The 14,184-nt window shown below is 72.2% G+C and carries 11 protein-coding genes; 6 read left to right on the plus strand and 5 right to left on the minus strand.

The annotated features are described in order from the left end of the window. Positions 1-19: 19 nt before the first annotated feature. From kstD to ABLE68_RS19950, 3 genes are read left to right on the plus strand one after another with little or no spacing between them, the layout of a single operon-like run. Entirely contained in the window at positions 20-1,741 is a 1,722-nt protein-coding gene (kstD, locus tag ABLE68_RS19940; RefSeq protein ID WP_348873680.1) for a 3-oxosteroid 1-dehydrogenase, read from the plus strand. Continuing rightward, on the plus strand, positions 1,741-2,589 hold the full coding sequence (locus ABLE68_RS19945; protein WP_348873682.1) for a MaoC/PaaZ C-terminal domain-containing protein: 849 nt from the start codon (positions 1,741-1,743) through the stop codon (positions 2,587-2,589). Before kstD ends, ABLE68_RS19945 begins: the two co-directional genes overlap by 1 nt. Then, complete coding sequence (locus ABLE68_RS19950) at positions 2,586-3,425, plus strand: SDR family NAD(P)-dependent oxidoreductase (protein WP_348873683.1); 840 nt, start codon at positions 2,586-2,588, stop codon at positions 3,423-3,425. The genes ABLE68_RS19945 and ABLE68_RS19950 overlap by 4 nt, the downstream gene beginning before the upstream one ends. Positions 3,426-3,505: 80 nt before the next feature. Here ABLE68_RS19950 and ABLE68_RS19955 read toward each other — a convergent pair whose 3' ends face one another. Continuing rightward, positions 3,506-4,711, minus strand: a complete 1,206-nt coding sequence (locus ABLE68_RS19955) for a DUF480 domain-containing protein (protein ID WP_348873684.1) — start codon at positions 4,709-4,711, stop codon at positions 3,506-3,508. 34 nt (positions 4,712-4,745) lie between these two features. Between ABLE68_RS19955 and hrpB the strand changes: the two genes are divergently transcribed. Beyond that, positions 4,746-7,229 carry an ATP-dependent helicase HrpB gene (gene hrpB, locus ABLE68_RS19960; protein WP_348873685.1) on the plus strand — a complete coding sequence of 828 codons (2,484 nt, stop codon included), beginning with the start codon at positions 4,746-4,748 and terminating at the stop codon, positions 7,227-7,229. Here hrpB and ABLE68_RS19965 read toward each other — a convergent pair. The 4 genes from ABLE68_RS19965 to bglX form a co-directional block, all read right to left on the minus strand. Then, the gene (locus ABLE68_RS19965) at positions 7,226-8,188 is read right to left on the minus strand and encodes an RNA polymerase subunit sigma-70 (protein WP_348873686.1); all 963 of its coding nucleotides are present in this window, start codon (positions 8,186-8,188) and stop codon (positions 7,226-7,228) included. The two genes, hrpB and ABLE68_RS19965, sit on opposite strands and share 4 nt — an antisense overlap. After that, positions 8,185-8,496 (minus strand): hypothetical protein, encoded by a 312-nt coding sequence (locus ABLE68_RS19970; protein ID WP_348873688.1) that lies wholly within the window; start codon positions 8,494-8,496, stop codon positions 8,185-8,187. Before ABLE68_RS19970 ends, ABLE68_RS19965 begins: the two co-directional genes overlap by 4 nt. Further along, the gene (locus ABLE68_RS19975; RefSeq protein WP_348873690.1) at positions 8,493-9,890 is read right to left on the minus strand and encodes an MFS transporter; all 1,398 of its coding nucleotides are present in this window, start codon (positions 9,888-9,890) and stop codon (positions 8,493-8,495) included. The genes ABLE68_RS19970 and ABLE68_RS19975 overlap by 4 nt, the downstream gene beginning before the upstream one ends. A 69-nt stretch (positions 9,891-9,959) precedes the next feature. Then, the gene (gene bglX / locus ABLE68_RS19980) at positions 9,960-12,275 is read right to left on the minus strand and encodes a beta-glucosidase BglX (RefSeq protein WP_348873692.1); all 2,316 of its coding nucleotides are present in this window, start codon (positions 12,273-12,275) and stop codon (positions 9,960-9,962) included. 102 nt (positions 12,276-12,377) lie between these two features. On the opposite strand from bglX, the gene ABLE68_RS19985 reads away from it, so the two are divergent. Then, positions 12,378-13,109, plus strand: a complete 732-nt coding sequence (locus tag ABLE68_RS19985; protein WP_348873693.1) for a dienelactone hydrolase family protein — start codon at positions 12,378-12,380, stop codon at positions 13,107-13,109. Between the two features lie 163 nt (positions 13,110-13,272). After that, positions 13,273-14,184, plus strand: coding sequence for a DUF559 domain-containing protein (locus ABLE68_RS19990; RefSeq protein WP_348873695.1), 912 nt, complete (start codon positions 13,273-13,275; stop codon positions 14,182-14,184).

Here is a 14,184-nt window from a genome sequence, read left to right on the forward strand (position 1 = left end):
CCTGTTACAGTTTCTCGCCATGACGACCCCCCTCCCCGAGGCTGTCGACGTCGTGGTGGTCGGCGCCGGTGGCGCCGGCATGACCGCGGCGCTCGCGGCGAAGGCCCGTGGCCTCGACACCGTGCTGATCGAGAAGAGCGCCTACTTCGGCGGCTCGACCGCGCGCAGCGGCGGCGGAGTCTGGATCCCCAACAACTACGCGCTGAAGGCGGCCGGTCAGGGCGACGACCCCGAGGCGTCCAAGCTCTACCTCGACTCCATCGTCGGCGACGTGGTGCCGAAGGTGCGCCGCGACACCTACCTCGAGCGCGGTCCGGAGGTCCTGGACTTCATCAAGGAGAAGACCCCGCTGCGCTTCACCTGGGTGCCGGACTACGCCGACTACCACCCGGAGGCCCCCGGCGGCCGCCTGGCCGGACGCTCCGCGGAGCCGATCCCGCTCGACGCCCGGTTCCTCGGCGAGGAGCTGTCCCACCTGCACCCGGCGTACACGAAGGCCCCGGCCAACCTGATCGTCACCCAGGCCGACTACCGCAAGATCAGCCTCGGGCTGCGCACCATCCGGGGCCCGCTCACGATGGTGAAGGTCCTCGTCAAGCGCATCGTCAGCCTGCTGCGCGGCCAGAAGATGTACGCGATGGGCAACGCGATCGCGATCGGGCTGCGCAAGGGCCTGGTCGACGCGGGTGTGCCGGTCGCCTACGAGACCGAGCTGACCGACCTGGTCATCGAGGACGGTCGCGTCGTCGGCGTCCGCGTGCTGCGCGACGGCACCGAGACGGTCGTCCGCGCCCGCCGCGGCGTCATCCTCGGCAGCGGCGGCTTCGAGAAGAACCTCGAGATGCGGGAGAAGTACCAGCCCCAGCCGACCTCGGTCGACTGGACGACCGGCTCCCAGTTCAACACCGGCGGCGGTGTGCTCGCCGGCATCGCCGCCGGCGCCGACATCGACCTGATGGACGACGCCTGGTGGGGTCCGACCATCCCGCTGCCGTCCGGTCCCTGGTTCTGCCTCGCCGAGCGCAACCTGCCCGGCTCGATCATCGTCAACCAGGCGGGCCGGCGCTTCATGAACGAGGCGCTGCCGTACGTCGAGGCCGTGCACGAGATCTACAAGGGCGAGGCGACCGGCGTCGGCCACGTGCCCGCGTGGATGATCATCGACCAGCGCTACCGCAACCGCTACCTCTTCGCCGGCCTCTCGCCGCGCCAGCCCTTCCCGGGCCGGTGGTACAAGAACGGCACCGTGAAGAAGGCGGACTCGCTCGCCGCGCTGGCCGCCGAGATCGACGTACCTGCCGACGCACTGACGGCGACCGTCGAGCGCTTCAACGGCTTCGCCTCGACCGGGGTCGACGCGGACTTCCACCGCGGCGAGAGCGGCTACGACAAGTACTACTCCGACCCGACCGTCAAGCCGAACCCGTCGCTGCACAGCATCGACCAGGGGCCGTTCTACGCCGTCAAGATCGTGCCCGGCGACCTCGGCACCAAGGGTGGCCTCGTGACCGACGAGAAGGCGCGCGTGCTGCGGGCCGACGGCTCCACGATCCCCGGCCTGTACGCCGCCGGCAACGTGTCGTCCGCCGTCATGGGCAACACGTACGCCGGCCCCGGCGCGACGATCGGCCCCGCGCTGACCTTCGGCTACCTCGCCGCCGAGACGATCTCGCAGACGCCGGTGGTTGAGGAGGTTGCGCAGCAACCGTCTCGAAACCCGGTGACCGAGGAGACTGCCTGATGCCCATCGACCCCGACATCGCGATCGGCGCCGAGCTCGGCTCGGTCGACTTCTCCTGGTCGGAGAGCGACGTGCTGCTCTACCACCTCGCGCTCGGCTCGACCGACCTGTCCTACACGCTCGAGAGCGCCGGACTCCAGGTGCTGCCGTCCTTCGGCGTCGTCGCCCCGACGTTCCATGCCAGCGACCCGCCCCCGCTCGACCTGCCCGGCTGCGACATCAACCTCGCCCAGGTCGTGCACGGCTCGCAGTCCATCTCCGTCAACGGCGCGCTCCCGACCTCGGGATCGGCGACCGTGACGACCCGGATCAGCGAGATCTGGGACAAGGGCAAGGCCGCGGTCATCTGGCAGGAGGGCGTCGCCCGCTCGGCGTCGGGCGAGGAGCTGTGGACCACCCGCTCGTCGATCTTCGTCAAGGGCGAGGGCGGCTGGGGCGGCGACCGCGGCTCGTCGGAGCCCGTCGAGCTCCCCGACAGCGCCCCCGACACGGACACGACGTACGACGTCTGGCCGCAGCAGGCCCTGCTCTACCGGCTCTGCGGCGACCGCAACCCGCTGCACGCCGACCCTGACTTCGCGAAAGCAGCCGGCTTCCCGGCGCCGATCCTGCACGGGCTGTGCTCCTACGGGATCGTCCTGCGCACGCTGACCGAGCAGCTGCTCGACGGCGACGCGACGAGGGTCGGGGGCTTCGCCGTGAAGTTCGCCGGCGTGGTCTTCCCGGGCGAGACGATCCGGATCCGCGGCTGGCGAGACGGGGGCCGGATCATCGGCTCCGCGGCCATCGCCGGCGGTGAGCGCGACGGCGCACCGGTGCTCGGTGACGTCGTACTGTCCCTCGCATGAGCGATCAGACGATGGTGGGCCGCACGGTCCTGGTGACCGGCGCGAGCGACGGGATCGGCGCGGAGACCGCGCGCGTGCTGGCCGGCAAGGGAGCGACCGTCCACGTGACCGGGCGGTCCGCGGACAAGCTGCGACCGATCGCCGAGGCGGTCGGCACCGAGCCGCTGATCGCTGACTTCTCCCGCCTCGACGACGTACGCCGCCTCGCTGACCAGGTCGGCGAGCGCGTGGAGACGCTCGACCTCCTGATGAACAACGCGGGCGGCACGTTCGTGCCGTCGAAGAAGACCCACGACGGCCACGAGCCGAACTTCCAGGTCAACCACCTGGCGCCGTTCCTGCTCACCCAGCTGCTGCGCCCGAAGCTCGCGGCCGCCGGGTCCTCGCTGGTCGTCAACACCTCCAGCATCGGCAACCTGATGGGCAAGATCGTGCTCGACGACCTCGACTACGAGCACCGTCGGACCTCCGAGCTCCGGGCCTACGGCACCGGCAAGCTCATGAACATCCTCTTCACCCGCGGCATCGCCCAGCGCTGGTCCGACGACGGCGTGGTCTCGGCCGCCGTCCACCCCGGCCCCGCAGGCAGCTCGTTCGGCCGTGACTCGTGGTTCATCGGTCTGGTCTACCGCTCCCCGATCAAGCGGTTCGCCACGATCAGCGTCCCGGACGGCGCGGCGCCGCTGATCGCCCTCGCCGAGCGCGGTCCCGACCCCGAGATCAACGGGCGCTACTTCAGCCGCTTCAAGATCGACGGCCACGAGAACAAGCAGGCCCACGACCAGGCCCTGATCGACGGTCTCTGGGAGCGTTCCGAGGCCCTCGTCGCTGGTTGAGTCGAGACTTCCGTCAGTTGAGTCGAGACTTCCGCTTGACGAAACTCTCGATTGGACTGACGGAAGTCTCGACTCAACGGTTAGGGCTTGCGGGCGATCACGTAGAGCCGATTGCTGGTCTCGCCCCGGTGCTCCAGGGCACCGCGGCGGTACCACTCGACGTCGACCAGACCGGCCGCCCGCACCAGCGCGACGACGTCCTCGGTCTCGTTGAAGACGAAGTCGAGGTCGACCGGGACGTCGAACCACTCGTCGTGGTGACGCACCTCGGCGCCGGCGTGCAGGGCGAGGACGAGCCACCCGCCGGGCGCGAGCGGCCGGGTCAGCGCACCGATCGCGTCGGGCAGCTCGGAGGCGGCCAGGTGGATGAGGGAGTACCACGCGAGCACGGCCGACCAGCCGGTCGCCGTGGTCGGACGCATCAGCCTGCGCAGGTCGCCGACCTCGTAGGCGCCGTCCGGGTAGCGGGTCCGCGCCTGCTCCACCATCGCGGGCGAGAGGTCGATGCCGAACGCGTCGGCGCCGGCGTCGGCGAGGTACGCCGTGACGTGGCCCGGTCCACAGCCGACCTCGACCACCGGGCCGCCGTCGGCGTGCGCGGCCACCCGGTCGAGCAGCCACGTCTCGAAGGGCAGCCCGTCGAGCAGCTCGCCGGACAGCCGTTCGGCGTAGGCGGCCGCCACGGCGTCGTACGACGCACGCACTCGCTGGTCCCGGGCGTCGGCACCGTCCGCGAGCACCGAGTCGCGGTCCACGGCGGGCGCTGCGGCGACGGCCGCGACCGTGGCCACCTCGCCGAGGCAGTGCGCCCAGCGGTTGTCGTGCTGACCGGCCTGACGGGGCAGCTCGACGACCAGCCCCCGCTCGGCCATCTCGCGCAGGACCGCCTCGACCGCGCCTCGGTCGGCGAACGGGTGCAGCCGCTCGGTGCGGGTCTTCAGCTCGCCGGGTGCCTGCGGCCCGCGCAGGAGCAGCACCGTGACGATGGCGCGCTCCTCGTCGCCCAGCCCGAGCGTCTCGTCGAGCACCTGGTGGTACTTCAACGTCCGCCGGCCGCTGTCGGACCAGACGATCCGGAGCAGGCCACGGTCCTTGAGCCGGCGGCCGACCTGCTCGACGGTCTGCTCGTCGTAGTCCGCGATCGGGTCGCGACTGCTGGTCTGGTTGCAGGCGCTGCGCAACGAGCTCAGCGTGAGCGGGTAGGACGCGGGCACGGTGCGCTGCTTCTCGAGCAGGCTGCCGAGGATGCGCTGCTCCTCGGCGTCGAGCACGGGGAGGTCGGCCATGCGTCCGACCCTACTGACCCGCCAGACTGAGGTCGTGCCCGTCGACCAGATCCAGCGCCTCCTCGCGGATCCCCCGGCACTGCCGGTCCGTCACGGCCTCGCCGAGATCACGACGGGGCTCTCGGCGTACGGCGCGGTGGTGGTGCAGGCGCCGCCCGGCACCGGCAAGACGACCCTCGTCCCGCCCGCGGTCGCCGCGCTGGTGGACGGTCGGGTCGTCGTCACGCAACCGCGCCGGATCGCCGCCCGGGCCGCGGCCCGACGCCTCGCCCAGCTGCTGGACGAGCCGGTCGGTCAGACCGTCGGCTACTCCGTCCGCGGCGACCGGCAGACCAGCGCCCGCACGCTGATCGAGTTCGTGACGACCGGCGTGCTCCTGCGCCGGCTCCAGCGGGACGCCGACCTGCCCGGGGTCGCGGCGGTCGTCCTCGACGAGGTGCACGAGCGCCAGCTGGACGCCGACCTCACGCTCGCGATGCTCGTCGACGTCCGCGCCAACCTGCGGCCCGACCTCGCGCTCGTCGCCATGTCGGCGACCGTCGAGGCCGGACGGACCGCCGAGCTCCTCGGCGGTGCCCCGGTCGTCACCGTGCCCGGCGCGCTGCACCCGGTCACCGAGGTGTGGTGCCCGCTCCCGCCGGGCGTACGGCGCAGCGACGACCGCGGCCTCACGCCGCAGTTCCTCGACCACGTCGCCGCGTGCGTACGCCGGGCCCTCGCCGAGCAGCCCGGCGACGTGCTCGTCTTCCTGCCGGGAGTGGCCGAGGTGTCCGGGGTGGCCAGACGGCTGGACCGCGTGGACGCCGACGTCCGCCCGCTCCACGGTGGGCTGCCCCACCGCGAGCAGGACCTCGCCCTGAGCGCCGGTGAGCGGCGCCGGGTCGTCGTGTCGACCGCGGTCGCCGAGTCGTCGCTGACCGTGCCCGGGGTCCGCACCGTCGTGGACGCGGGCTTGGCCCGTCAGCCGCGCACCGACCACCGGCGCGGCCTCGCAGGGCTGGTCACCGTCAGCGTCAGTCGGGCCGCCGCCGAGCAGCGCGCGGGTCGCGCCGGCCGTGAGGCGCCCGGTGCGGTCTACCGCTGCTGGTCGCAGGCCGAGCACGCCCACCTCGCCGCCCACCCCGAACCCGAGATCGCGACCGCCGACCTCACCTCGTTCGCCCTGGAGATCGCGGCCTGGGGCATCCCCGATCCGGCCGGCCTCGCCCTGATGGACCAGCCGCCCGAGGCGGCCGTGGCGGCCGCTCGGTCGACTCTCATCGGCCTCGGCGCGGTCACGGACGGCGGGGCGATCACCGAGCGCGGCCGGGCGATCGCCGGCGTCGCTGCCGACCCGAGGCTCGCGCGGGCACTGCTCGACGGCGCCGCGGTCGTGGGCGACCGGCGCGCGGCCGAGGTCGTGGCCCTGCTGTCCGAGGACGTGCGAGCGCCTGGCGGTGACCTGGTCGCCGCGCTCCGCTCCGTACGCCGTGGAGGACCGGAGAGCTCCGCGTGGACAGCGTCGACCAAGCAGCTCCGCGCGACGCTCACCGCCTCGGACCAGCCCACGATCACCGACGACCTGGCCGTCGGGATCGTCGTCGCGCTCGCCCACCCGGACCGGATCGCGCGCTTGCGCCCGGGAGGTACGTCGTACCTGCTGACCTCGGGGACCGGTGCCGCCCTGGCGCCCGGCTCCGCGCTCGCCGGCCAGCCCTGGCTCGCGATCGCCGACGCGGACCGCCGGCCGGGCGTCCGGGACGCCACGGTGCGCTCGGCCGCGCCGATCACCGAGGACCTGGCGCTCGAGGCCGCGTCGGCGCTGTGGCACGAGTCGGAGGAGGTGGCCTGGTCGGACGGCCGCGTCGTCGCCCGTCGGGTCGTCGCGCTCGGCGCGATCGAGCTGACCTCGGTGCCGATGACCGACCCGCCCGCGGCGCTGGTCGCGGGTGCCGTGCGCGAGGGGCTGCGCCAGGAGGGCCTCAGCGCTCTCCCCTGGACAGAGGCGGCGACGGCGCTCCGGGCCCGGATGGCCTTCCTGCACCGGGCGCTGGGCGAGCCGTGGCCGGACGTCTCCGACGACGCGCTCACCGCTGGCCTCGAGGACTGGCTCGGTCCCGAGCTGGCCCGGATCCGCGGCACCCGCGACCTGCGCAGGATCGACGTGCTCACCGCCCTGCGCCGCCTGTTGCCCTGGCCGCAGGCCGGTCGGCTCGACGAGCTCGCACCCGAGCGGGTGGTGGTGCCGAGCGGCAGCGGCATCCGGGTCGACTACGACGGCGACCAGCCCGTGCTCGCCGTACGCATCCAGGAGGTCTTCGGCTGGTCGGCCACCCCGCGGCTGGCCGACGGCCGGGTGCCGCTGCTCCTGCACCTGCTCTCCCCCGCCCGACGGCCGGCCGCCGTCACGGCCGATCTGGCGTCGTTCTGGGCGAACGGCTACCCGCAGGTGCGCTCCGAGCTGCGGGGGCGCTACCCCAAGCACGCCTGGCCGGACGACCCGACGACCGAGCCACCGACCCGCGGCGTCCGGCGCTAGGCGACCAGGGTCGGGTCGAGGAACGAGTCGAGGCTGGCGATGCGCCCGTCAGCGGCGAAGGTCAGCACCGTGATGCTGTGGGCGAGGAACGCCCCGACCTCGTCGTCCCACACGTGCTTCTCGACGGTCGGCTGGCCGTTGGCGGTCCCCGCGCGGCACGACCACCGGCGGCCCTCGCGCAGGGGGTAGGTGCCGATGAAGTCGACCACCGCGGCGCGTCCGGCGTACCACTCCCCGAACGGCGGCATCGCCATCACGACGTCGTCGGTGAGCAGCGCGACCACCGCGTCGACGTCAGCGCGGTCCCAGGCGGCGACGTACGCCGCCACGGTCGCCCGGACCTTGTCGTCGCCCAGGTCGCGAAGCACCTGTTGCTGGCTGCGCTCGGGCATCCGCTCGCGCATCGTGGCGCGGGCACGCTGCAGCGCGCTGTTGACCGCCGGCACGCTCGTCTCCAGCGCGTCGGCGACCTCGGCAGCGGGCATCGCGAGCACCTCACGCATGACCAGCACCGCTCGCTGGAGCGGGGGCAGGTGCTGCAGTGCCGCGACGAACGCGAGCTCGACGGCCTCCTTCTGCTCGTAGACCGCGTCGACGGGCGACGACTCCCAGGTGAGTCCCGCACCGGGCAGCGGACCCAACCAGACCGTCTCGGTCAGCGGCGCACCGAGCGCGACCCCGGGTCGTGCCGCGGGCGAGAGGTCGATGGGCAGCACCCGCCGCCCGCGCCGCTCGATCTCACGCAGGCAGACGTTGGTCGCGATCGTGACCAACCAGGTGCGCAGCGCGCTGCGTCCCTCGAACCGGTCGATGCTCTTCCACGCCCGGATCAGCGTCTCCTGCACGGCGTCCTCGGCGTCGTGGGCGGAGGCGAGCATCCGGTAGCAATGGAGCAGCAGTCCGGGCCGCAGCGGCGCGACGAGCTCGTCGAACGCGGCCGGGTCGTCGGTGGTGATCACGGCTGGCTCCCCTCGTGGCTGCCGTCGTAGCGGCCGATGCGACGTACGCCGACGGCCACGGGTGGATTCTCGCACCGCTCGCCGACAGTCGAGGCGAACCGCTGGAAGGCCGGGGTCGCCTGGAGCGCCTCGTCGTCGCCGGCCTCGACGAGGTGGACGAAGGTGACTCCGTCGGCGAGCAGCATCGACTGGTAGACGAGTCCCTCGGGAGCCGTCGCCTCGAGCTCGGCGAAGACCTCGCGGACGAGCGACTCGTTGAGCGCCACGCACTCCGGGCGCACCCGGTAGCGCACCATCACGGCGCTCACGACGCCACCGCCACGACCGGCGCGGCAAAACGGCGGCGGGACGGGAGGGCGAGCCCGGCGGCAGCACCGGCGGCCGACAGGGTGGCAGCGGTGATCAGCGCGGGCACGAAGCCGTCGAGGAAGTCCTGCGGCGAGCCGTAGCCGCCGTACGCCCCGAAGACGGCGACGGTCACGGAGATCCCGAAGACCCCACCGAGCTCGCGCATCGTGCTGTTGACCCCGGCGGCGGTGCCGACGTCGCGGTCCTCCACCGCCGAGATCACCGCGCTCTGGCCGCACGGCACCGCCATCGACACCCCGACGCCGCCGACCACGAACGGTCCGAGCACGTCGAGGTAGGTGCTCGACGTGTCGACCACCCCCGCCAGCCAGAGCATCGCGGCGGCCTGGATCAGCAGCCCGGTGCCGAGCAGGAAGCGCTCGCCGATCCGGTCGGCGAGCTTGCCGACCCCGGGCGCCACGACGATGAAGGTCCCGGTCCAGGCCATCAGCCTGAGCCCGGCGCCGAGCGGGCTCTCCCCCATCACGACCTGGAGCAGCTGGCCGTAGAAGAAGACCGCCGAGAAGAGGGAGGCGAGCGTCAGCGCGCTCGCGACGTTGCCGGCCACGAACCCGCGTCGGGCGAGCAGGCTGCCCGGGATGAGCGGATGGGCGGCGCGGCGCTCCCAGAGAGCGAAGGCGCCGATCAGGAGCGCGCCCACGACCAGGGAGCCGATCACCTCGGGCTCACCCCAGCCGATCGTCGCGCTGCGTACGAGCGCCCACACCACCGCGAAGCAGCCGGCGCCCAGGAGCAGGACCCCGGGGATGTCGAGGGTGCTGTCCGGCACGCGGACCTCGGGGACGTGACGCAGCACGAGAGGTACGGCGACCAGGCCGATCGGCACGTTGAGCCAGAAGATCCACTGCCAGTCGAGCCCCCCGACCACGAGGCCGCCGATCAGCGGTCCGCAGGCGACCGCGATCCCGGTGACGGCGCTGTAGAGGCCGACCGCCTCTCCCCGGCGCTCGGCGGGGAAGGCACCGGTGAGGAGCGCCAGCCCGAGCGTCAGCACCAGGGCGGCGCCCACGCCCTGGACGGCGCGCATCGCGATGAGCACCCCCACCGACGAGGTCAGCGCGCAGCCGAGCGACGCCAGCGCGAAGAGTCCGAGCCCGGCCGCGTAGCAGCGCGCCCGCCCGAGCCGGTCGCCGAGGACGGCGGCCGGCACGAGCAGCACGGCGAGACTGAGGTTGTAGGCGTTGATCGTCCACTCGAGCTGGGGCAGCGTGGCCCCCAGGTCGGCGCGGATGGTCGGGATCGCCGTCGTGACCACCAACGTGTCGAGGGCGGCCATGAAGGAACCGATCGCCGTGAGCACGATGACCCACGGACGGTGTCGGGTGTCGGGCATGTGGTCCTCCAGGAGACGGGCAGCCTGGGTGACTGCCTTCTCCCGTGTGATCCGGCCCGAGCGGTCAACTCATCGGGTCACCTGGAACGTCTTGGTCAGCGTCGCCGTCGAGTCGTCGCCGGCGTACACCTGGATGGCGCCCGGCTCGACCACGAACCTGCCACGGTTGTCGTAGAACCCGAAGTCGCTCGCGTCGAGGGTGAACTGCAGCGTCTTCGACGCCCCGGGGGCGAGCGTCACGCGCTCGAAGCCGCGCAGCCGACGCACCGGCTGCGAGATGCTCGCGACCGGGTCGTGGAGGTAGAGCTGAGCGACGTCGTCACCGGCGACGTCACCGGTGTTGGTGACCTTCATCGACACCACGACGCTCCCGCTGCGCTTCACCGAGCTGCGGCTGAGCTGGAGGCCGGAGACGTCGAACGTGGTGTAGCTCAGCCCGAAGCCGAACGGGAAGAGCGGGTCGCAGGTGCGCAGGTCGCGGTAGCGCGAGTCGTACTTCTGGTCGACGTCGCACGGGCGGCCGGTCGGCTCGTGGTTGTAGTAGATCGGGACCTGGCCGAGCGCCTGCGGGAAGGAGACCGGCAGCTTGCCGCCGGGGTTGACCTTGCCGAAGACGACGTCCGCGACCGCGTTGCCGGCCTCGGTGCCGGGGAACCACGCCTCGAGCACGGCGGGCGCCGCGTCGACGACCTTCGAGAGCGTCAGCGGACGCCCGTTGAACAGCACGACGGCCAGCGGCTTGCCGGTCGCCGCGATCGCGTCGATCAGCTTCTGCTGGTCGCCCGGCAGGTCGATGGTGGACCGCGACGTCGCCTCGCCGCTCATCTCCCGGGTCTCACCGACGGCGAGCACGACCTGGTCCGCGGCGGTCGCCGCGGCGACGGCGTCCGCGAACGCGTCGTCCGAGGTGCAGTCGTCGGCAGGGTCGTAGTCGGGCGGCTCCTCGTTGCTGAGCGAGCAGCCCTGGACGTACGTCGTCGTGCCGGTCGACGCGTCCGCGATGCCCGTGCGCACGCTGACCGCGTCGTCGTCCTCGCCCTTGCCCCACCAGGGGCCGAGCATGTCGTGCTGGTCGTCGCCGAGCGGCCCGATGACCGCGGTGTTCTTGGTCTTGTCGAAGGGCAGCGTGCTGTCGTCGTTCTGGAGCAGCACCATCGACCGGCCGGCCGCGGTGCGCGCCGCAGCGCGGTCCGCGTCGGTCACGAAGCTGGCCGGGTCGGCCGCCTTCGCCTGGTCGACGTAGGGGTGCTCGAAGAGGCCGGCGCGGAACTTGACCCGCAGGATCCGGCGTACGGCGTCGTCGAGCCGCTTCATGGTGATCTGGTGGCTGGCGAGCAGCTGCTTGCCGTAGTCACGGATGTTGGTGCTGACCATCTCGGAGTCGGTGCCGGCCATCAGCGCGTTGGCGCCGGCGCTCGGTCCGTCGGCGGCGGTGCCGTGGCCGCAGGGACCCTCGTCGGGCTTCACGGGCGGGCACGCCCGTGTCTCCGCGACCGCGGTGTAGTCGCTCTCGATGAAGCCGTCGAAGCCCCACTCCTTCTTGAGGATCTGGGTCTCGGTGTAGGAGTTGGCGCAGCCCGGCACCCCGTTGAGCGAGTTGAACGAGCACATCACCGTGTCGGCGCCGGCGTCGATCGCGGCCTTGAACGGCGGGAGGTAGAGGTTGCGCAGCGTCTGCTCCGACATGTCGGTCGTGTTGTAGTCACGGCCACCCTCGGGGGCGCCGTACCCCACGAAGTGCTTGACGCTGGTCACGACCTTGTCGGGCTTGCTGTAGTCATCGCCCTGCGCCCCCTTGACCCGGGCGGCCGCGAAGACGGAGCCGACGTACGGGTCCTCGCCGTTGCCCTCGACGATCCGGCCCCAGCGCGGCTCGTGGGAGACGTCGACCATCGGGCTGTAGACCTGCTTGATGCCGACCGTCGCGGACTCGCGGGCGCCGATCCGGGCGTCGGTGCGCGCGACGTCGGGGTCGAAGGAGCTCGCGGCGCCGAGCGGCACCGGGAAGATCGTGCGGTAGCCGTGGATCGTGTCGTAGGCGAACAGGATCGGGATGTGCAGCCGCGACTGGGTCATCGCGACGTGCTGGAGGTGGTCGATCTTCGCCGGGTCGGTGAGGCTGAAGACGCCGCCGACCCCGGCCTTCGCGTCGGCGTCGGTCACCTGGCCGTCCGAGAGCAGCTGCACCTGCTGCAGCTTCTCCGCCGTCGTCATCTTGCCGATCAGCCGGTCGATCCGCTTCTCGACCTGGTGGCTGGGCGACCCGCGCAGCGGCGCGAGCGCCGCCTCGTCCGGGGCCTGGGTCGGGGCGAGGACTCCGCTCGCCGTCGCCGTCCCGCTGATCCCCAGCGCTGCCACTACTCCTGCGAGCACGATCCGTCTCATCACTACTCCTTCGTCGGCGCACCCCGAGTGGGCACCGGGGAGCCCCCTTCCCCGTGACGCAGGTCACAAACGCAGCAGAGCCGGTCCCGCGATACTCAGCGCATGACCCTCCTGGACAGCTGGACCGCGGGCGAGCACTCGGCCGACGGCGTCACCCATCCGACGTACCGCAAGGGCACCGGTCCCGGCGTCATCGTGATCCACGAGATCCCCGGGATCACGCCGGAGGTGATCGCCTTCGGGCAGGAGGTCGTGGACGCCGGGTACACCGTCGTGATGCCGCACCTGTTCGGTACGCCGGAGAAGCCAATGAGTCCGGCCTACATCGGCACGGTCCTGCCGAAGCTGTGCGTGAGCAAGGAGTTCACGACCATGGCGGTCGGCCAGACCTCGCCGATCGCCGTGTGGCTGCGGTCGCTCGCTCGGACGCTGCACGAGGAGCTCGGCGGGCCGGGCGTCGGGGCGCTGGGCATGTGCTTCACCGGCGGCTTCGCGCTGGCGATGATGGTCGACACCTCCGTCGTCGCGCCGGTCCTGGCCCAGCCGTCGCTGCCGTTCGCCGTGGGCAGGAAGCGCGGCGCCGACCTCAACCTCTCCCCCGCCGACCTGTCGACGGTCAAGGAACGCGTCGCCGGCGGCTGCCAGGTCCTCGGTCTGCGCTACAAGTCCGACATGGCCGTCGGCACGCGCTTCGAGACCCTCACCCGCGAGCTCGGCGACGGCTTCATCCGCGTCGAGTTCGACGGCAAGGGCCACTCCACCGTCACCGAGCACCGCCAGCAGGAGGCCGTCGACCGCGTCCTGTCCTTCTTCGCCGAGAAGCTGCACGGTTGAATCGAGACTTCCGTCGGTTGAGTCGAGAGTTTCGTCCGTCGAGTCGAGACTTCTGGATCGCCTGAGACCACTCACCGTCCACAGGAGCGAGTCGTAGACCCGTCCTCCACAGCCTCGGGTCCGGCGCCCGGCCACCTGCGAGCGGAGCGGAGAGGCTGCCGCCATGAACCGGTGGCCCGACGATCCCTTCACCCGCGCCGACCTGCGTGCGCTCGACCTCACCGAGTCCGACCTGCGCAGGGCGCATCGCTCGGGTGTCATCCGGAGCGTCCTGCGAGGTGTGTTCGTCGTCAGCACCAGGAGCGACGGCATCGAGCTGCGCGCGGCCGCGTTGGCGAGGGCGGTCGGACCCCATCAGGTCGTCACCGACCGAACCGCCGCGTGGCTCCACGGCGTCGACGCGCACGTGTACGGCGAGCTCGACGGTGAACCGGTCGTCGAAGCGTGCGCGCTGCGCTGGAACGCGCCGACCATGATCGGCGGCGTCGACGGTCGGACCCGTGACCTGACCGCGCGCGACACGATGCTCCTCCACGGCGTACGCGTGACCACGCCGCTGCGTACGGCGCTCGACCTCGGCTGCTGCCTGCGCCGCCGCGAGGCCTACGCCGCCATGTGCGCCCTGGCACGCGGGCACGACTTCACCCGCGTCGACCTCGTCCGCGAGCTGTCGCGCTACCGGCGACGCCGCGGCGTCATCCAGCTCCGTTCCCTCGCTGGTCTCGTCGACCCGCGCTTCGAGTCGCAGCGCGAGGCCTGGTGCTTCCTCGCGATCGCCGACGCCGAGCTGCCGCTTCCCGAGCCGCAGCTCTGGATCGAGATCGACGGAGTCCCGACGTACCGTCTCGACCTCGCCTACCGGCGCAGGAAGGTGTGCGTCGAGTACGACGGGGGCGAACACCACTCCACTCCCGAGCAGCGCGCACACGACGAGAGGCGCCGCGGGTGGCTCCGCGACCACGGTTGGACCGTCATCGTCGTCGAGCACGGCGACTTCACTGCCGACGCTCTCGACCGGTGGCTGCGCACGCTCCGGGCAGCGCTCGAACCGACGTACGCCAACCGGAGGTGGTGA

The organism is Nocardioides pollutisoli, assembly GCF_040045055.1.
Taxonomy (GTDB): Bacteria; Actinomycetota; Actinomycetes; order Propionibacteriales; family Nocardioidaceae; genus Nocardioides; species Nocardioides tweenelious.